Raw genomic sequence first — 19,961 nt, 5'->3', positions numbered from 1 at the left:
AACCCCGGCCAAATGGCTTACAATTTGTTGTACATGCAGAAAGAATCAGTGATGGAGGCCGTGTACATGCTTAGAAGAGATTATTTGGTTCGGATGATTGAGGACATGACCGAGGCGGTTGTCACCGTATTCGGGCTGAAGCAGCAGAAGAAGCACACGGAAGCCCTTTGGAAATTGGATGACTTGTTCAAGCGGCACTTCCGTTTGAACAGCCAGCTCTTAAATTCATTGTCCGTCAAGGACATTATTGATATGTTCCGGCTTGGCGACAAGGTAGAGGCGGACAAGCTCCAAAGTATGGCGCGCCTGATGAAGGAGGAGGGTTTGGTTTATCTCGAAATGAACGATACCGACGAAGGCCTGAAGCGTCTGATGAAGGCGCTCCATTTGTTCATTTACTCCACCTTTCACGGAGCCGACAAGGAGCTGTGGGGAGTGGATAAGGAAGTAGGCGAAACCCTGGCCGCTGTAAAAGGCTACCGTCTTCCCGCAGACACGGAGAAGCTGCTGCTGAGCTATGAAGAACAGGAAGGCCGCTTTGACAAGGCGGAGGACTGCCTGTTCCGTCTGCGTAAGGACGGCGAGGTCGGCAGCGAGGAGGCAGCGGCCTTCTACAGAAGGCTGCTCCAGCTGGACGATGAAGCTCTGGAGCGCGGCGGACTGCCGCGGGAAGAAGTGCTTGAAGGGCTGGAGCTTGTGGAGAAGGAAGCGGATAACGCTTAATATAACGGTTGGTATAATGCTTAATAAACCTAAATCCAATTAACCGGTTCGGCCCGGCTGCTTCTGCGCCGGCGGCCGTCCAGAAGGAGGAACCTAACTCATGGAATTGTATATTGTTGATGCTTTTACCTCCCGTCCGTTCGGAGGGAACCCTGCAGCGGTCTGCATTTGCGAGCAGCCGCTGGAGGCCGGAATGATGCAGCAGATCGCCCAGGAAATGAACCTTTCGGAAACGGCCTTTCTGACCAAGATCGAGGACGGCTACCGGCTCCGCTGGTTCACGCCTGCTGCGGAAGTCAAGCTGTGCGGACATGCAACGCTGGCCAGCGCCCACATTCTTTGGGAGACCGGGCGGCTTGGAGCCGGCGAGGAAGCCAGATTCCACACACTTAGCGGAATCCTGACGGCTCGCAAGAATGACGGGCTGGTCGAGCTGGATTTTCCCGCCTACGGTCCTGCGGAAGAAACCAGCGCCGTCATCAGGCTGAAGGCTGCGGAAGCACTGGGGCTGAAGGAGGAGCAGCTGACCGCGGTGTACCGTTACGGCGAAGATATGCTGATCGAACTGGATTCCGAGGATTTAGTCCGCAGCTTGACTCCGGATTTTAAAGCGCTGCAGGACATTGAGACGCGGGGCATCAGCGTTACTGCGGCAGGCAAGGATGCGGAGTTTGACTGCGTCTCCCGCTTCTTCTGCCCGTCCTTAGGCGTGAATGAAGATCCCGTTACGGGTTCGGCTCACTGCGGCATTGCTCCGTATTGGTCAACAAAACTTGGAAAAAGTAAACTTAAAGCCTATCAGGCTTCGGCACGGGGCGGTATGCTGGAGCTGGAAATGGATGGCGGGCGGGTGAAGATCGCCGGGCCGGCTGTCACAGTGCTTAAAGGCAAGCTGGATGCGCCTTTCCTGGTTTCTTTTTCATAAGTATATACACAGCAGTAAATTGACATGTGAAAGGTAGCGGTACTTCAATGGATTCATTACGAAAGCTCATTCAGGATATGGTGGCGGCAGGCTCCGGCCAGGGCGGTTTGATCTCGGCGACACTGAGCCAGCTCCGCAGCAAAGCGGACGGGCAGGCCTTTACGAAGGTGCAGCTGAAGCCGGTTGAGCTTAAGGGCAGGCTGCACTATCAGCTGGCTTACCATTATTCAAATAAAGTGACGCATGACAACCTTGTGCCGGAAATGCTGGAGGAACGGCTGATGGACCTGTTCGAAACGACTTTCCGCCAAGGTCTCTTTAGTACCTCTGAAGCGGACTATCAGGTGCTGATCAGCAAGAAATTTAAGGTATCGATTTTGAAAAAGCCCGCAACCAAACAGGCTGCTTCCCTTAGCCACAACCGGAAGAAGCGCTATCTGCTGGAAGAAGGGACACCGGTTCCTTTCCTGGTTGAACTGGGTATTATGAGCCCGGAAGGCAAAGTGTTTGCGAAGCGGTACGATAAATACAGGCAGATCAACCGCTTTCTGGAGATGATCGAAGACGTGGCCGGGGACCTTCCCCAGGGGCGTCCGGTTACCATAGTCGACTTTGGCTGCGGCAAATCGTACCTCACTTTCGCTTTATATCATTATTTGTCCGTTGAATGCGGCATGCAGCTGAATGTTGTCGGATTGGATCTGAAGGCCGATGTCATCGAACACTGCAGTACGCTGGCGAAGAAGCTCGATTATGCAAATCTGCGGTTTCTTGTCGGGGACATTGCAGACTATGACGAATTAAGCCGGGTGGATATGGTTGTGACCCTCCATGCGTGCGATACGGCCACCGATGCTGCTTTGGAAAAGGCTGTCCGCTGGGGCGCCTCTGTCATTCTCTCGGTACCCTGCTGCCAGCACGAGCTGTTCAGCCAGATTGATGCCCCGGAGCTTGCGCCGCTGCTGTCGCACGGCATCTTGAAGGAACGCTTCTCTGCACTGGCGACGGATGCCATCCGGGCCAAGCTGCTGGACATTCTGGGCTACAAGACCCAGCTGCTGGAGTTTATTGATATGGAGCACACGCCGAAAAATATTATGATCCGCGCTGTCAAAGGCTCCTCCGGCGACCGGGACCGGTTATGGGAAGAATATACGGCATTCCGCAGCTTCCTCAGCGCGAATCCTTATCTGGAGAACGCCTGCCGGGATCTGCTGCCGGAGCCGGGGGCTGGAAAGAGCCGGATTTAATAGAGAAAGAGATGAAATGAATTGATAAAGAGCTGAATTATATAAACCCTGTCCTGGTTGCGGGGATTGAGGCTGCATGAAGAAGTCAACACTGTTAATCAGGTTGGCTTTTTTTGTATGCCTTTCTTTAAGCATATCTTTCTTTAAGCATATCTTTCATTAAGCATATCTTTAATTAAGCATATTTCGGCGCGAAAGACGGGAAGCGGGATGAAGAATAGAATGAAGAGCGGGTGGAAGTACGGGTTGAAGTACGGGTTGAAGAGCGGCCTGAAGCGTCAAATGAGGGGCGGAATGGAGATCGGTGTAAAAGAGGCTGCCGGAGTTCTTCTTTCAGCGCTGCTGCTGACGGCCACCGGAATCTGGGCATGCCTGCAGACCGGCTTGTATTTCGGCGGGTCTATCTATCTGCCCGCCGCTGTTTGGCTGCTTGGGGCGGGAGGACTGATGCTGTGGCGTTTCAGCTGGAGGGTCAAGGCGGCGTATTTGCGCGGAGGATGGGGAGCAGCTTGGAGAGAAGATGTAGGCTTAAGAGTAAATAACGAGGAACGTGAGAGTAAGAAAGGAGGAAGGGGAAGGGAAAAGGGATGGGAAAAGGGATGGGAGAGACACCGGTCCGCCCGGCCGGGCTTTCCGCTGCTGGCAGCAGGCCCGGCTGTGCTTGCCGGGCTCTATGTGCTCAGGCTGGCGGACCATCCGCTGTCCATGCAGGCCACCGCGGAAGCGGCACTGCGCTGGGGCTGGCTGGCCGTCATGGCCGCCGCTCTAGCATGGACGGCCGCCCGGCCCGGCGGCCGCCTGCTGCTGCGTGCCGGATGGAGCCTCATCGGCACGCTGCTGGCGTACACCGCGCTGGCGGCGGTGTACGGGCTGGTGCCGCTGCCGCATGCGGTGCTGCGGACTGCGGACAGCGGCACAGCCGCGTTCGGCGCCCGGCTCGGCGGGCTGCTGCAGTACCCGAACACGTTCGGCGCCGTCATGGCCGCCTTCCTGGTGCTGCAGCTGCTGCGCCTTGCCGGGCTTCCCCCAGCCGCCCCGCTGCGCTGGCGGCTTGTCTGCTCAGCCCAGGCACTGCCCTGCGGGCTGTGCCTGCTGCTGAGCGAGTCCCGCGGCGCCTGGCTCGCCGCGGCGGCCGCCTGGACGGCGGCCGTGCTGACCGCCCGCGGCGCAGCGCGCGGGCGGCTGATTGCCTGCACCGGCTGGATCATGGCCGGTGCAGTGCTGCTGTTCCGCCGGCTTGCCCAGGCGGAACTGGCTCCGCCGCCGCTGCAGGGGCTTGCCGAGCTCGCGGCGGCGGGTTTGGCGGTCCTGCTGGGACCGCCGCTTTGGCGCAGGGCCGGAGCCGCTGTACGCTCGGCTCCGGCCCTGCAAGCACTTGCGGCCCGGCTTGCAGGGCCGCTGGCACCGCGGAACGCTCTCGATTCGAGCGGTCCCGGTCCTTTTTCCAAGCCTTTTCACTCCCGTGACTCCCGCGAGTTCAGCAGTTCCCGCCATTCCCGCGAGTACCGTGACTCCCTCGAGCCCTCCAGTCCATCCAAGCCCCGCCCGCTCTTGGGGCTGAGCCTGCGCCGCCTAAACAAGCTGCGGCCGCTTCCCGCTTCCCTCCGGGCAGTGCTGTTAGCAGCCATTCTGGTTGCCGCCGCCGGTTTTATCCCATTGGGCAGCAGCCACCATGAGGCCGCCCTGCGGACAAACGTTTCAACAGCCAGCGCCCGGCTGCTGATGTACCGGGACAGCCTGTCTTTGTTTCGTGAAGCTCCCTGGTTTGGCCAGGGCGGAGACGTTTGGAGAAACGCCTACCGAAGCGTGCAGAGCAGCCCTTATGTTGGCTCGGTCATGCACAGCAGCCTGCTGGAGCAGCTCATGAATTTGGGATTCAGCGGAACCGCCGTCTGGCTTGCCTGGCTGACTGCTATGGGGATTCGCCTCGCTCGCGGCAGAAGCCCTTGGCTGTGTTCTTATCTCGTTCTGGTGCTCCATGCTTTCATCGACTTCGATTCTTCATTCGGACTGTACGGTTTGCTGCTGGTGTGGGCAGGAGCGCAGGGAAGAGGGCGGAAGCAAAGCTCCGTCCAAACCGGCGGCTCTTTTCCTGCAAGGCTGACCACTGCAAGCCTGATCACCTCAAAGCTAACCACTTCGAGGTTAATCCTTTGGAGGCTATTCAATTGGAGGCTAATCCCTGCCAGGCTGCGCCAAAGGAGGCTGATCCCCGCCGAGTTGATTAATAAGGGATTGATTAATAAGGGATTGATGAATAAGGGACTGATCAACGAGAGGTTAAAGCTGAAGCTGCCGAAGCATCTTCAAATCCGCCGTCTGTCAGCCCTGCGCCCCCTGATTAACCTCCTAGCAGCAGCCCTGCTGCTCCCGGCAGGCTTGTCCAGCCTGCGGATGCTGCAGGCCGACCAGCTTTACCGGCAGGCCGTAAGCCGCAGCTTGGCTGCGCCTCAGGCACTGCCGGAGCTGCGCCGGGCGCTGCAGCTTAATCCGCTGCAGCCCTCCGTCCGGATGGCGCTGGCCGCAAGGCTTCCGCAGCAGGAAGCGGTCCTGCTGCTCCGCTCCGGGCTGCGCTTCAGTCCGCGCAGCCCGGAGCTGTACAGCCGGCTGGCCGAATCCGCCGCCTCCGGCGGTGACCTTAGGGCCGCCGCATGGTGGGCTGAAGCGCTGCGGCTTGACCGTTTCAACACGGTCAAACAGACGGAAGCGCTTCGGAGTCTGGCTGCGCTTGCCGAGCTCAAGCTCAGCCAGGGGAAAGAGGCCGAGGCGAAGCTGGCCGCCGTGACCGGGCTTTCGATCTACGCCCGCTACGAGGCGCTGAGCAGGGCATTAGAGGATCCGTCCGCCTTACGCGGACGCAATGACCGCCGCTTCTATCTGACGCAGGAGGCCGGAGAGGAGGCGGAAGCCTTAAACCGTTGGTTTAAGGATTAAGGAGCTCTCCGCTGTTCCTTCTGGGGCCTTCGGACAGGAGGCCCGCCCGCCAGAACTGCCGGAATCCGGCTTTCGCATTCCGCTTGCAGGAACGCCGTTCCGTTCCTGGAGCGCCCGCCTGAGCCGCTGAAGGGCAGCCCCGCATTTTGCAGCAGGCCCGCTGCTCATCTCTTGCTTCACCGGAGTCTGCCAGAACCGGAATCTGTCTCCCGCTTCACGAGCAGGCCCGCCTCCCAGCTCCTATCCCGCCTGGCCCGCTAGAACTGCCTGAATCCTGCTCCGCCTATTTTGGCATTTCCTTGCCATCGAATCCGGTCATCCCGCCTCCCGGCCCTTACTCACCGCCCAGCCCTAAGCCCCGCAAAAAGCCGCCCGGAACGCATGCTTCAGCTTCTCCTGGTCTACCTCCCAGAGAGCCGCTAGCTCGCCGCTGACCGCTTCGTCCCACCAATCGGCAAGCAGCCTGCGGTTTGCATGGTTTTCGGCGATCCAGATCAGGTTGCCGATCACCTTTTTGTAATAGAGGGCTTCGCCCTCGGCTATTTTTTCCTCCGGAATGTACACGTTCATCCGCTTCACAGCCCGGTACAGCTCTTTGCTGCAGCCTCTGCGGATTTTTCGCGGGCTAGGCAGTTCGTTTTGATGCTTCGGCTTTGGCCCCTGTATCGGCATAACGATCACTCCTTTCTGCTTCCACAGCATATGCGGACGCCCCTTAAGCGGTACCGGGGGAGCAAAGTAGAATGCATGTCCGCTCCTATGCTAGAATAGACTGGAGATTGGCGGCTGACATCAAAGTTCAGGTGATCAATTTAAAGAAAGAAATAACTATGGAGAGTGAGGTCCAACTGTGCTATCGGACATTATTAGCAATCTTCTGCACTGGATTGAAGGGCTGGGTTATTTCGGCATCATGCTTGGTCTTATGGTGGAAGTCATCCCGAGTGAAATTGTGCTGGCGTATGCAGGTTATCTGGTCTCGCAGGGACACATCAATTTTGTTGGCGCCGTTATATTTGGAACAATAGGAGCTTTGATCGCCCAAATCTTCCTGTACTGGATTGGCCGTTACGGAGGCAGACCGGTGCTGGACAGATACGGCAAATACATTTTCATGACCAAAAAACATATCGACGCCTCCGAAGCCTGGTTTCTGAAGTACGGCTCAGGCATGGTCTTTTTTGCCCGGTTTGTGCCGGTTGCCAGACAGGCCATCTCGATTCCGGCGGGGCTCGCCAAAATGAAGCTCAGCAAGTTTATTCTGCTGACCACGCTTGCCAGTATTCCATGGAGCATCCTGTTCATTTATTTGGGCAAGGCGCTTGGGGAGAACTGGGAAGACATCGATAAGAAGGCGGAGCCGTATGCGATGCCGCTTCTGCTCGCTGCGCTGGCTCTGCTGATCGCCTATTTCCTGATTAAGTGGATCTTTTCGAACAAGAAGAAGAAAGGGGCATGACCATGAGCCGGATGAGCAATGTCGCCCATAAATTCGGCAAAGGCCTCAGCCATAAGCAGTTTGTAGAGGCAATGACGCAGAACAAGGAAGCATTTCTGCAGGGCTGCGACAGCTTTGCCTGGCCAAGCGGGGAAGACCGCGAATTCTTTGAAAGCCTGAAATTCCGTGACGATTTGCGCGTCCTTATTGCAGCTGCCGACTGGTGCGGAGATGTTATCCGCAACATTCCTGTCGTGTTCCGTTTGCTCGAGGCTGCTGAGATTCCGTCCGAAGTATTGATTCTGGAAGAACACCCGGAAGTGATGGATGAATACATGACGCTGGGCGGACGTTCGATTCCAATCGTGATCGTGGCGGACACAGGCGGTTCCGTGCTTGGCTTCTGGGGGCCGCGTCCTAAACATATCCAGGAGATCATGGCTGCGTTTAAAACCGCGAATCCGGACAGGGAAGCGCCGGGATGGCAGGAAGGCATGGCCGAAACGCGCCGCAAAATGATCGAAGCCTACGGAGAAGGTACGGCGGTGCATCCTTATGTCGTGTCGGAAATCCGTGAACTGCTGGCGGGGGTATAAGAGGGGAGATATGAGGGGAGATAAGACATGTTAAAAATAGACTCGTTTGCTTTGGGCCCGCTCCAAACCAACGCTTATCTGCTGCAGGGAGACGAAGCCGGCAGGGCAGTGATCATTGATCCGGGCTCGAATCCGGCTGCGCTGATCCGGCGGATCGAGCATTTGGAGATCGAGGCGATTTTGCTGACGCATGCTCATTTTGATCATATTGGCGGAGTTGACCAAATCCGCAAGCTGAAGAACTGCCCGGTGTACGTGCACCCGATAGAAGCCCAGTGGCTGTCTTCGCCCAAGCTGAACGGCTCGCTGATGTGGACGGATGTGACCGAACCTGTCGCTACGGACGACGCAGAGTTTGATCTTGGACAAGGCCAGACGCTGTCGTTTCTCGGCGAATCCTTCAAGGTATACCATACACCGGGTCACTCTCCGGGCAGCGTAAGCTTCTTATGCGGGAAGCATTTATTTTCCGGTGATGTGCTGTTCCGGCAAGGGGTTGGACGAACGGATCTGCCGGGCGGACGGGAGAACGATCTGATCGACTCCATTCGCGGCACGCTGTACCGCTTTGAAGATGATGTCGTTGTCTATCCCGGACACGGTCCGCGCACGACAATCGGCTACGAACGGAGTCACAATCCGTATGTTCCGGGAGCCTGATTTCTGGATAAAGACGAATAAAGGCAAAAAATGCTAGACAGTCTTATTATCATTTGCTAGGATGATTAATATAACTGAACATGTTAACTATTGCGAAGCACGCAAGCTGTGGAGATTCTCCCGGTTTGCGTTCTTTTTTTGTCTAATTTTCTATCTAAATTTCTATCTAAATTTCTAATAGAGACGACAGGGGGAGCTTCAGGAGGATGCAGAGATTCGACGAATTTGACCGGACAGAGCCGCAGACCGGCCAGCGCCGGGTGCCGGAGAAGAAATTTTGTGCAAGGACAGGCGGTGCGGCCGCTCCAGCCGCCGGCAAGCCGGATCTGAATACCGGAAGCTCCGCGGTCTGGAATCATGTCAAATACAGCGGACAGGGAATCAGCCAGCCCTGGTATTCCCGGCTTCAGGCGCTTAAACAGCGGAAATAGCCTGAATTCAGGCGATTCTGCTTTCTCATGGTTCTCCCTTTAAAAGTGATAGCAGTGTTCCTTGACCTCGGTCTACTATTTTTAGTAGGATAGGGATTAAACAAATAAGTCATATTTTCAGGGAGGTAGACGATGCTTCGTTTGGGAGAGAGAATTGTAATCGTCGATGATGCTTTCGAGCAGAATCTTCCTGTTGGGGAATACGGCTACATCATTGCTTATGACCGTAATCCGGACAACGCGTTTGATTACGTGGTCCGTTTGCCTATATTGGGCCGGAATTTTTTTGTTCCTGAGGGAGATATTGAGTCCGAGGAGCAGCTGATTAAGCAGGAAGTAGATCGGGTCGAACGTGAAGCGCTTTTGGATTTCGCCTTAGCCACCCATAACGAAAAATTATTTTTTCAGATTATGAATGGCGATGCAGAGCAGCCGGAAGCACCAGAACCAACACAGGAAGCGATGTCCACAGCCGATTTTATCAAGCAGGTAAATTTGCGGGCTTGGATTTAAAAGAATGGCCGGATCAGCGGTACGCCCGCTGGCCGGCTTTTTTTGTCCGTGTTCCTGCGGATCTAATATGCAGATTGCTGGCGCACGCTCTTTCGCTTTACACCATTGAATTGGATCATTTTCTGCAATATAATTTTAAACAGTCTTAAGGTCTGCTAGAATGAATTTATTACCTAGAGAAGGAAAGGGGCGCCTCGAATGTCCATTCAGACTAAAGACGTCCAGCATGTAGCCAAGCTGGCCCGCCTGAATTTGTCGAATGAAGAACAGGAAATGTTTACCGAGCAGCTGAACGCGATTTTACAATATGCGGAGAAATTAAACGAACTGGATACGGACAATGTACAGCCGACCACTCACGTCCTGCACCTGAGCAATGTGCTGCGTGACGATGTCGTGCAGGAGAGCCTTCCGGCAGAGAAAGTATTCCGCAACGCACCGGAAGAGGAAGACGGGCAATTTAAAGTACCTGCGGTACTGGAATAGCAGAGAATCATTTTTTAGGAGGGAAACGCATTGACGTTATTTGACTTACGGCTGCAAGAACTTCACGACCGGCTCCACAGCAAGGAGCTGTCCGTTACGGATCTGGTCGGCGAAGCCTTTGCCGCAATTAAAGAGCGGGACGGGCGCATTCAGGCATATCTCGCTTTAAATGAAGAAGGAGCCAAACAAACGGCTGCCAAGCTTGATGCGAAGCTGTCCGGCGGGGAAGCGCGGGGGCTGCTGTTCGGCCTGCCTGCCGGCATCAAAGATAACATGGTGACCGAAGGTCTGCGCACGACCTGTGCGAGTCAGTTTTTGAAGAATTACGACCCGATTTACGACGCGACAGCCGTTACCAAGCTGAAAGCGGCCGACGCCGTGACCCTCGGCAAGCTGAACATGGATGAATTTGCGATGGGCGGCTCCAACGAGAACTCGAGCTTCCAGGTAACCCGAAACCCTTGGGATCTCACCCGGGTTCCCGGCGGCAGCAGCGGCGGTTCCGCAGCGGCAGTTGCGTCCGGACAAGCCTATTTCACGCTCGGCTCCGACACAGGCGGTTCGATCCGTCAGCCGGCTTCCTACTGCGGTGTAGTAGGGCTTAAGCCTACATACGGCCGGGTTTCCCGCTATGGGCTCGTTGCGTTTGCATCATCCCTGGACCAGATCGGCCCGGTTACGAAAAATGTTGAAGACGCCGCTTACGTCCTTCAAGCCATCTCCGGATATGATCCAAAGGATTCCACCTCCGCTAATGTAGAGCTGCCTGACTACCTCAGCGCGCTTACCGGCGATGTGAAAGGACTGCGGATTGCGGTGCCTAAAGAATATTTGGAGGGTGTAGATCCGAAGGTCAAAGACGCGGTTATGGAGGCCCTGAAGACGCTCGAATCGCTGGGCGCAGTCTGGGAAGAGGTTTCTCTTCCTCATACGGAATATGCGGTAGCCGCCTACTATTTGCTGGCTTCCTCTGAAGCTTCCTCCAACCTGTCCCGGTTTGACGGCGTTCGGTACGGCGTGCGTGCGGACAGCAGCAATCTGCTCGAGCTTTATCATGAGTCCAGAAGCCAGGGCTTCGGTCCGGAAGTGAAGCGCCGGATTATGCTTGGCACGTATGCGCTCAGCTCCGGCTACTATGACGCCTATTATTTGAAGGCACAGAAAGTCCGGACACTGATTAAGCAGGATTTTGACCAGACCTTTGAAAAATACGACGTCATTATCGGGCCTACGGCTCCAACGACGGCATTCCCGATCGGCTCCCAGGTGGACGATCCTTTGACGATGTACCTGAACGATATTCTGACCATCCCGGTCAGCCTTGCCGGCGTGCCGGCGATCAGCGTGCCTTGCGGTTTTGCAGACGGACTTCCGGTCGGCCTGCAGATCATCGGCAAAGCCTTTGACGAAAGCACCGTGCTGCGCACCGCGCACGCCTTTGAAATTCATACGGAGCACCATAAGCGGCGCCCGTCGCTTTAAGTGAAGCAGGAGGTTCTTATGTCAACATCCAAATATGAAACCGTCATCGGGCTGGAAGTGCACGTGGAGCTGCATACGAAGAGTAAAATCTTCTGCGGCTGCTCCACCGAATTCGGCGCGCCGCCCAACAGCCATACCTGTCCGGTCTGCCTCGGCCATCCCGGCGTTCTGCCGGTACTGAACCGTCAGGCCGTAGACTATGCAATGAAAGCCGCCATGGCGCTCAACTGCGAAATCGGCGATGTCAGCAAATTCGACCGCAAGAACTATTTCTATCCCGACTCGCCGAAGGCTTATCAGATTTCTCAGTTTGATCAGCCGATCGGCCTGAACGGATATATCGATATTGAAGTAGACGGTACAACGAAGCGGATCGGCATTACCCGTCTGCATTTGGAGGAAGACGCCGGCAAGCTGACGCACGTGGACGGCGGTTATGCCTCCCTGGTCGACTTTAACCGCGTCGGTACGCCGCTTGTCGAAATCGTGTCCGAGCCGGACATCTCTTCGCCGGAGGAAGCGCGGGCTTATCTGGAGAAGCTGCGTGCCATCATGCAGTACTGCGATGTTTCGGATGTGAAGATGGAAGAAGGCTCGCTGCGCTGCGACGCGAACATCAGCCTTCGCCCGCACGGACAGAAGGAGCTTGGCACCAAAGCCGAGCTGAAAAATATGAACTCCTTCCGCGGCGTACAGCGCGGCCTGGAGTACGAGCAGCTCCGCCAGGCCGAGATTCTGGACGAAGGCGGACAAGTCGTGCAGGAGACGCGCCGCTGGGATGAAGCCCAGGGCAAGACGCTGTCCATGCGCAGCAAGGAAGAAGCGCATGACTACCGCTACTTCCCCGACCCGGATCTCGTTACGCTGCATATCGACGCAGCGTGGAAGGAGCGCATCCGCGCTTCCATTCCGGAGCTTCCGGATGCGCGTAAAGCCCGGTATACCTCGGAGCTTGGCCTGCCGGATTATGACGCAGGCGTCATTACCTCGTCCAAGCAGCTGGCTGATCTGTTCGAGAGCAGCCTGCAACACACTTCGGACGCCAAAGCCGTGTCGAACTGGATGATGGGCGACCTGCTTGGCTACCTGAACAGCAATAGCCTTGAGCTGTCCGACGTCAAATTGACGGGACAAGGCCTGGGCGAGATGATTGGTCTGATTGAGAAAGGCACGATCAGCTCCAAAATCGCCAAAACCGTCTTCAAAGAAATGCTGCAGAGCGGCAAGCTTCCGCAGCAGATCGTTGAGGAGCAGGGCCTGGTGCAGATCAGCGACGAAGGCGCTATTTTGGCCATCGTTAAAGAGGTCATTGCCGACAATCCGGCTTCGGTAGCGGATTACCAGGCAGGCAAGGACAAGGCGATCGGCTTCCTTGTCGGACAGGTTATGAAGCGCAGCAAGGGCAAAGCCAATCCGGGCCTTGCGAACAAGCTGCTGGTTGACGAGCTGAAGCAGTCTTAAGCCGTTTTAAGCGTTTTAAGCGTTTTAAGCGGCTGTCAGCAATCAGCAGCCGGAGCCTTAATCAAACATTTTCCAGAGTCAAACAGCACTGTCGCTGCATGACGCACTCAATAGCGCTGTTGCGCATGACTTACCACTATTTCTCCCAAAGAAGCGTCCCGCCAGGCGGGTACGCTTCTTTGATTTTTCGTCATGAATCCCATTTACTGGTTAAACTTCAAGATCATTTCCTTGTTCCATCGCGCTGGACATGTTGTATAATTACATGTTGTTATACGTACAACAAATTTTAAGAAAAGAATGGAGGCACCTGAGGTGGCGATGAGCAAATGGCAGTTATTTCTTAAAGCTACCCGGTTTTACTCACTTCCCGTTATGCTGGTTCCGGTCGTTCTGGGGACAGCAGCAGCTTATGTTTGGGAGAAAGAGTTTCATCCGGTTTTATTTATTTTGGCGTTTCTGGGAGCGGGAGCGGCACATCTCTTTTCCAATATGATTAATGATTTGTGGGATTACCGCAACGGGACCGATACGGCGGCGCAGGAGACCGAAGGGCTTGTTTCTACCAACTCCGGCCTGCTCACAGGCGGAATTATGTCGGAGAAGGCCTTTGCCGGAATGACCTGGCTGTTTCTGCTGATTGCCGTGGTCTGCGGCGTGCTGCTCTGTATTTTCAGCGGCTGGGAGCTTATGTATTTTGTAGTTGTTGGGGCGCTTATCGCCTATTTTTACGTCGCGCCTCCGCTGCGGTTTGGTTACCGGGGCAAAGGCTACAGTGAAGTGGCAATTCTCTTTGCTTTTGGCATCATGCCTGTGACCGGGGCTTATTTTGTGCAGACTGGGGAATTCAGTCTCCGTTCCGTTCTGCTGTCGCTGCCTGTCGGGCTGCTGACAACGCTGCTTTTGTTTAACCATCACTTTTTGCACTGGCAGGCCGATCAAAAGGCTGGCAAATTCACTCTGGTTGTCGTTTGGGGCGAACGCAGAGCACTTGTTCTGTCCCGGGTAATGACCGTGCTGGCTTATGTCCTTCTGCTGATTTGTATTTTTACGGGGACACTGCCGTTTTATGCGGTGCTGGCTGTTCTGTCCGTTCTGCCGCTTTACCGGGTTTACCGCGGGCTGCAGAGCCAGAACCCCTCACCCGCATACTTGCCGCTGATGGGTGCCTCGCTGAATGCTTCCATGTGGTGCGGCTTGATCATGTCTGCTGCTTTAATAGTACAGATTCTAATCTAACGCAAAAATATCCCTTGCATGCTCCGGGCCTCTTTCTCTCGCCGGCTCTCACTAAACCGGCAGATGAAGAGGTCTTTTTGCTGTCCGGAAACAGCCTGATTTGGGGACTTGGTTACGGACGATCCGGAAATCGGGTATGATAACCTAAAGGCAAGGCCAAACACAGGAGTTGAATTCGTATGGCTAACTACTTTTCTTACAAGGATGGAAGCAAGCGGAAGCAGAAACCCCAGGAGTCAGCATCCCGCCGGAAGAGCGCGGGTTTCATGCCGAGAAGGCGGAAGCTCAAGCTGGTATCGGTTTTGCTAGCAGCCCTGTTACCGGGTCTCGGGCACCTTTATTTGAAGCTCTTCGGCAAAGGGATTACGCTTATTTATCTCATCCTGATCGACGCGGCTTCTTTGGTTTATTTTTCTTCTTCCCGCATGCACATTAATGTGCCGCTGTTAATATTGCTTGTCCTTCTCGTACCGGTCATCTACTTCTACAGCATCTATGATGTGCTGCAATCCACGGATTACTGGAACGCCCGCAGGGGCAGAGACACAGAAGGAAGCCGCCGTTCAGCCGGTAAGAGCATCCGGCGCGGTCTGGGTCTTGGCGGGCTGATGATTGGCGGCGGTCTGCTCTTATTTTTGCTTCGCCAGCAGCCGGAATGGTTTACGCTGTTTATTCAGAATTACGGCGGATATGCGGTCGCAGTTCTGTTTCTGGCTGCTGCGGCCGTGCTGACTGCCGGTGAGAGCCGGAGGCGCTTTAAGCGGACCGGACGGTTAACGGCGGCGATCTTTTTGGCTGCTGTAGGCGTTTTGCTCATACTGGATTTGTATTTAAACAGAGACGCCATGCTTCTATTGTTGAAATGGTGGCCGATTTTACTGGTGGCACTGGGCTGTGAAGCGATTTTTAATATTCTTCGCGGGAGAAATAAAGGCGGAACAGAGGGAAGCCCGCGGATCCGGATGGATTTGAAGGGGCTGCTCTTAACGCTTGCGGCTTCGGTCTCCGTATTCGCGATTACCCAGCAGGATCACTACGTGCAGCTTTGGAAGAAGGTCAGTCTGGATTTGACGGCTGCCAGCATGGAATTCAGTGAAGAGAAAGGGACAGCAGTTGTCAAAATGCCTCTCGATCTTCCGCTGGCATCCGAAACCACCAAGTTAGCCGTAGACGGCGTGAATGGCAATATAACGATCAGCAGAGAATCGGTTTATGACGTTCAAGTGCAGTATAAGGTTTATGTAGATGAAGCCGATCCGGTTAAAGCTCAAGAAATCGCCGAGCAGACCGGCATTGAGGCCTCCTCAGGGCAAACGCTGGAGCTTGCCGTCAAGGACAAGAGCTACGGTGACTCGGGCAACCGCCATCCCAGAGTGAACATGAATATCATCCTTCCTTATAATCGCAGCTTGACTCTAAAGGTCGCGACCACAAACGGGAATCTGCTTGTCAAGAATCTCGCGGCGGATAAAGCCAGTCTTGAGACCGGAAATGGCAAAGTTGAAATCAGAAACGTATACGGCGAAATGACAGCCAAGACCTTTAACGGTGATGTGGCCGTTTCAGATATTATTGGAAATGTCCAGGCCGAGAGCGAAGGTGGAAATTTAACCGCCGAAAGTATTTATGGAAATCTCAAGCTTTCTACATGGGTAGGGGACATTACTGTCAAATCAACCGGCGGAGATATCGACATCAGCACCAAAAATGGCAATCTGGACATTGATGAAGCTCCAAATAAGCTGTCCGCCCAAACGCTGAACGGTCAAATTCTTCTGAAATCCAATGTAATCGGGGGAGACTGGAACGTTTACAGCGCAGTAGGCGAACTCCATATTACCCTGCCGGAGAAAGCAGATTATACACTCGAAGCTTCCAGCGGTTATGGCGGGATAGAAACCAACCTTCCGTTCCCGGTCGAGGATAAGACCATTAAGGGGACTTGGGGAACCGGAGAATACAAAGTGACCCTGGACGGCAACAGCAACGTATTCATTCAGAAAGAGGCGATTAACTCGCTAAATTCGCGCACAGATCCGGAGTAAACTCCATTTGGCGGCTGCGGTTTTTGCCTTGTGCTGCGTTGACAAACGTTTTAGGGGACACGTACAATAAAAATAATACAAATCACACATGTAATACATGCAAATTTTTCAGAAGGCGGTGGACATCATGTCTGCACAGGTACAGCATGCCTTAGACCAGTTAAAATCAAACGGTGTCCGCATTACGCCGCAGCGTCATGCTATTCTTGCTTATTTGATGGAGTCGATGGAGCATCCTACGGCTGACGAAATATATCGTGCGCTATCACCAAAGTTCCCGAACATGAGTGTAGCTACCGTTTATAACAATCTTAAGGTTTTTATAGAAGCCGATATGGTTCGCGAGCTTACGTACGGGGACAGTTCAAGCCGGTTTGACGCAGATGTGTCCGATCATTATCATGTGGTGTGCCAGCAGTGCGGCAAGATTAAAGATTTTAGTTATCCTTCCCTGCATGAAGTGGAGGAGTCGGCTGAGCATGCGACGGGGTTCAAAGTATATGGTCATCGTTTGGAGCTTTACGGCGTCTGCCAGGAGTGCTTTCCCAAGTAAAGAGCGGCTTAAGCGGAACAATGAACGAACAACAATCATACGGACGTGCAGAATTCCCTAAGGGAGGTTCTTCGCGTCCTTCCTTTTTTAGAAGATTTATTTCAACAACGGAGGTATTTATTGCAGAATGAGCCGTAAGAACAAGTGGAAGAGGCGAAGAGCAAGACCTTTGCGCAAGCTGGGACTGCTGATCTTATTTTTGTTTTCCGCATTTATCGTTTACCGGATTTTCGTGCCGAATGGTGCGCACACCGACCCTGAATGGAAGGGAATGGACAAGCCGATCTTTTTCAAGGATAAAGTAGAAGCTTACTCTGCCGCCGAAACCGGTTCGTCGCTCAGCCTTCCTTTGCCTGTGATTCAAGAGAAGCTCGATCAGGGTGCGCGCTATGAAGAAGGTACGGGTTCTGTCATATTAGCAACTGCTGACAAGCTTGTCCGGGTGCAGGTAGGCCAAAGTAAAGGCACGCTCAACAATGCGGCATTCAGCTTAAGCAGCGCCCCAATAGAACAGAATGGTGTTGTCTATGTGCCTGCCGGGCTGATCGAGCAGATTTATGGCGTTCAAATTGAAGAGGACAAGGCTTCGGGAGCCGTCCGGGTGTTCATGCCGGGGGAGAGCATTCAGCATGCCGCTGTCGAAGCCGATAAGAAGGGCAAAACAACTCCTCTCCGTGAAAAAGACTCCATTCACTCGGCAATTCTGGCCGACTTGGCCCCTCAGACCCCTTTGCGGATCTTGAGCAGCTCGGGTGACTGGTATTATGCCCAGACGAACAGCGGATATACCGGCTTCATTAAGCGGAGTCTTGTAGAGGTCAAGGATAAAGCTGCTGTTCCCAAGACGGAAGCAAAAGTTCTGCCGGCCGTTGAGGCTTGGAGCAGCAAGAAGATCAATATGACCTGGGAAGCGGTCTACGAGGTTCCTGCGGATCCTGATATCATCGGGACTTTAACCGGTGTTAACGTAATCAGTCCCACCTGGTTCCAGCTGGCCGATACCAAAGGCAATGTGAAGAGCAAGGCTGACCCCGATTATGTGGAACAAGCGCACACCCTCGGAAAGCAGGTCTGGGGTCTGTACAGCAACAGCTTCAGCGCAGAGCTGACGAAGCAGGCTTTTGCCGCTTATGAAACGCGCATACGGGCTATCAATCAACTTCTAAATTATGCCAGAAAATTAGATCTGGACGGCATCAATATCGACTTTGAAAATGTAGAAACAGAAGATGGCGGCAATATCACGCAATTTATGAGAGAACTGAGGCCCTTGGCCCGGGCGCAGGGAATGATTGTATCGATGGACGTCACCCCGAAATCGGACAGCGAGCTCTGGTCCAAGTTTCTGGACCGCAAAGCGTTAAGCGGCTTAGTCGATTATATGGTTGTCATGGCCTATGATGAGCATTGGGCCGCCAGCCCGGTTTCCGGGTCGGTTGCTTCACTGCCTTGGACAGAAGATGCGGTTAACAAAATCTTGACGGAAGACGCCGTTCCGGAGTCCAAACTGATTTTAGGCGTCCCGCTGTATACCCGCGTTTGGACTGAAACGATAACAGATGGGGTGACTGAAGTTAGCTCCAAGGCGATCAGCATGAACAAAGCCCAAAGCATTCTTAAGCAGTATTCGCTCACGCCTGCTGTCTCCTCAGATACGGGTCAAAATTACGTACAATATGAAGAAGACGGCGCATTAAAAAGAATCTGGCTTGAGGACAGCGAGTCATTACTGAAGAGAGTTGAACTTGTAAAAAGCCTGCACCTGGCCGGAATTGCCTCCTGGAGCAGAAGCTTTGCTTCCGCAGATGCCTGGACGGTATTAAAGCAGGTCAACGCCGATTAACCGGTTAATTCGGCGGTTATTATTAGAATTCCAACCCCTGGGAGAGTTTCTCCCGGGGGATTTTATTTTTAATCCAAATTTCTTGAAGCAGAGAATGGATTCGTGATTTTGAAGCAGGAAACTGACATGCATTGTAGAAATTTATAAGCAGGGGTATTTGCGTAACGACGCCTGACCGTGATGGAGGATACCGTGAAATCATTGTTTATTAACGATGAACTGATAGGACCGAACACCTTTGGAGCGATTGGCTGCCGCCAAACCGCAAATGGCATCCATAACGCAATTATGCTGGATTTTGACTTCCTTATTCTCGTTGTTTGCAAAGATCTAGATAAGAAGCCCGGCCCGGAACATATCCAAATTGGCTTATTTGAATGCCAAGTGTTATTCGTAACAGGCAGTGATTTGGAGAGATGGGCAGTTTCCGGAGATAACGCTCAGCTGTTGAGCTGTTTTTTGCAAGGAGAGGTTATTTGGGATAAGCGGGAGGAACTGAAGCAATTGAGAGGACGTATTATTGATTTTGAACAATCTGTACGGGAGAAACGCAAGCTTAAGGAATTTGCGAGCTTCCTGAAATTTTATACCGAAGCCAAAACGTTAAATCAAAATGGTCACTTTCTGGATGCTTACGCAGCCATAATAATGGGACTGCAGCATTTGGGCCGTTTGGAGCTTTTGGAGAACAGCGTGAGAATTGAAGGACAGATCTGGGAAGAGCTGCATGCTCTTAATACGCCTTCTTATAAGCTGTACTCCGAGGTGAGCTCGAGTATGGAGACATTAGAGCAGCGTCTGGAATTGGCTTTGCTTGCCTTTGAATTTTCAGCTGTAACGAAAATGGCGGATAGCTGCACTTTGCTTCTTCGCATTCTGCGCAGCCGCAAAGAACCCTGGAGCCTTCAAGAATTGCTGCATAAGGCAGAACTGCAGGATATAAGAGAAGAGCTGCCTATGGTGCTGCGAAAGCTTGTGTATCGTTCAGTAATTAAGCAGACAACGAATACAAAGATCAAAGAAGCTGCCGGTCAAGGGATCTTATATTGGATATGATGGCCGGCCGCTATTCATTTCAATTTAGGTGTTGACTTAGTTATTAAGCATATGTTAAATTAAATCTCGCCGCTAAAAAAGGCAGCCAAGCTTCAAGCAGTCAGCACTTAAAAGTTTTTTAAAAAAATGCTTGACTGTAAGCTGGACGATGTGATATATTATAAAAGTCGCCGCTGAGATGCGGTGAAGAGTAAAAGCGAGTTTGATCTTTGAAAACTGAACAACGAGTGAGAAATAAACAACGAGTAACAACTCGTCAGATTCAAAATGAGCTACAAACTTTACTTTTATGGAGAGTTTGATCCTGGCTCAGGACGAACGCTGGC

Annotated in this window: 18 protein-coding genes; 17 read left to right on the top strand and 1 reads right to left on the bottom strand. The window is 53.5% G+C overall.

Going from position 1 to position 19,961, the window contains the following annotated elements; genetic code table 11:
- Positions 1–66 precede the first annotated feature (66 nt).
- From FCN15_RS09375 to FCN15_RS09360, 4 genes are all read left to right on the top strand, one after another.
- Positions 67–723, top strand: a complete 657-nt coding sequence (locus FCN15_RS09375; protein ID WP_138494754.1) for a DUF6483 family protein — start codon at positions 67–69, stop codon at positions 721–723.
- Positions 724–823: 100 nt separating this feature from the next.
- Positions 824–1,648, top strand: a complete 825-nt coding sequence (locus FCN15_RS09370; RefSeq protein WP_138494753.1) for a PhzF family phenazine biosynthesis protein — start codon at positions 824–826, stop codon at positions 1,646–1,648.
- Positions 1,649–1,695: 47 nt separating this feature from the next.
- Entirely contained in the window at positions 1,696–2,898 is a 1,203-nt protein-coding gene (locus FCN15_RS09365; RefSeq protein ID WP_138494752.1) for a class I SAM-dependent methyltransferase, read from the top strand.
- Positions 2,899–3,120: 222 nt separating this feature from the next.
- Positions 3,121–5,832: an O-antigen ligase family protein gene (locus FCN15_RS09360; RefSeq protein WP_138494751.1), complete on the top strand. Its 2,712-nt coding sequence runs from the start codon at positions 3,121–3,123 to the stop codon at positions 5,830–5,832.
- 351 nt (positions 5,833–6,183) lie between these two features.
- Here the strand turns inward: FCN15_RS09360 and FCN15_RS09355 are convergent, their stop codons facing one another.
- Positions 6,184–6,504, bottom strand: coding sequence for a dehydrogenase (locus FCN15_RS09355; RefSeq protein WP_203232120.1), 321 nt, complete (start codon positions 6,502–6,504; stop codon positions 6,184–6,186).
- 178 nt (positions 6,505–6,682) lie between these two features.
- On the opposite strand from FCN15_RS09355, the gene uptA reads away from it, so the two are divergent.
- The 13 genes from uptA (at position 6,683) to FCN15_RS09290 (ending at position 19,635) form a co-directional block, all read left to right on the top strand.
- Complete coding sequence (gene uptA, locus FCN15_RS09350; RefSeq protein ID WP_476703847.1) at positions 6,683–7,291, top strand: undecaprenyl phosphate transporter UptA; 609 nt, start codon at positions 6,683–6,685, stop codon at positions 7,289–7,291.
- 2 nt (positions 7,292–7,293) lie between these two features.
- On the top strand, positions 7,294–7,866 hold the full coding sequence (locus FCN15_RS09345; protein WP_138494900.1) for a thioredoxin family protein: 573 nt from the start codon (positions 7,294–7,296) through the stop codon (positions 7,864–7,866).
- A gap of 27 nt (positions 7,867–7,893) precedes the next feature.
- Positions 7,894–8,526, top strand: coding sequence for an MBL fold metallo-hydrolase (locus tag FCN15_RS09340; RefSeq protein ID WP_138494750.1), 633 nt, complete (start codon positions 7,894–7,896; stop codon positions 8,524–8,526).
- A 206-nt stretch (positions 8,527–8,732) separates the two neighbouring features.
- Positions 8,733–8,957 carry a hypothetical protein gene (locus FCN15_RS09335; RefSeq protein ID WP_138494749.1) on the top strand — a complete coding sequence of 75 codons (225 nt, stop codon included), beginning with the start codon at positions 8,733–8,735 and terminating at the stop codon, positions 8,955–8,957.
- Between the two features lie 132 nt (positions 8,958–9,089).
- Positions 9,090–9,470, top strand: coding sequence for an ATPase (locus FCN15_RS09330; RefSeq protein WP_138494748.1), 381 nt, complete (start codon positions 9,090–9,092; stop codon positions 9,468–9,470).
- A gap of 198 nt (positions 9,471–9,668) precedes the next feature.
- The gene (gatC, locus tag FCN15_RS09325) at positions 9,669–9,956 is read left to right on the top strand and encodes an Asp-tRNA(Asn)/Glu-tRNA(Gln) amidotransferase subunit GatC (RefSeq protein ID WP_138494747.1); all 288 of its coding nucleotides are present in this window, start codon (positions 9,669–9,671) and stop codon (positions 9,954–9,956) included.
- Between the two features lie 30 nt (positions 9,957–9,986).
- Positions 9,987–11,438 (top strand): Asp-tRNA(Asn)/Glu-tRNA(Gln) amidotransferase subunit GatA, encoded by a 1,452-nt coding sequence (gatA, locus tag FCN15_RS09320; RefSeq protein ID WP_138494746.1) that lies wholly within the window; start codon positions 9,987–9,989, stop codon positions 11,436–11,438.
- Positions 11,439–11,456: 18 nt separating this feature from the next.
- A complete protein-coding gene (gene gatB / locus FCN15_RS09315; RefSeq protein ID WP_138494745.1) occupies positions 11,457–12,899 on the top strand; it encodes an Asp-tRNA(Asn)/Glu-tRNA(Gln) amidotransferase subunit GatB in 1,443 nt (480 codons plus the stop codon).
- A 321-nt stretch (positions 12,900–13,220) separates the two neighbouring features.
- A complete protein-coding gene (locus FCN15_RS09310; protein ID WP_138494899.1) occupies positions 13,221–14,138 on the top strand; it encodes a prenyltransferase in 918 nt (305 codons plus the stop codon).
- Between the two features lie 179 nt (positions 14,139–14,317).
- Positions 14,318–16,183: a DUF4097 family beta strand repeat-containing protein gene (locus FCN15_RS09305; RefSeq protein ID WP_138494744.1), complete on the top strand. Its 1,866-nt coding sequence runs from the start codon at positions 14,318–14,320 to the stop codon at positions 16,181–16,183.
- 127 nt (positions 16,184–16,310) lie between these two features.
- Positions 16,311–16,736 carry a peroxide-responsive transcriptional repressor PerR gene (gene perR / locus FCN15_RS09300; protein ID WP_275259486.1) on the top strand — a complete coding sequence of 142 codons (426 nt, stop codon included), beginning with the start codon at positions 16,311–16,313 and terminating at the stop codon, positions 16,734–16,736.
- Between the two features lie 127 nt (positions 16,737–16,863).
- The gene (locus tag FCN15_RS09295) at positions 16,864–18,579 is read left to right on the top strand and encodes a glycosyl hydrolase family 18 protein (RefSeq protein ID WP_138494743.1); all 1,716 of its coding nucleotides are present in this window, start codon (positions 16,864–16,866) and stop codon (positions 18,577–18,579) included.
- A 180-nt stretch (positions 18,580–18,759) separates the two neighbouring features.
- The gene (locus tag FCN15_RS09290) at positions 18,760–19,635 is read left to right on the top strand and encodes a nucleotidyltransferase-like protein (RefSeq protein WP_203232116.1); all 876 of its coding nucleotides are present in this window, start codon (positions 18,760–18,762) and stop codon (positions 19,633–19,635) included.
- The last annotated feature ends 326 nt before the right edge of the window (positions 19,636–19,961 follow it).

Source organism: Paenibacillus pinistramenti (genome assembly GCF_005869875.1).
Taxonomy (GTDB): Bacteria; Bacillota; Bacilli; order Paenibacillales; family Paenibacillaceae; genus Fontibacillus; species Fontibacillus pinistramenti.
This window is presented reverse-complemented; position numbering and strand designations above follow the sequence as displayed.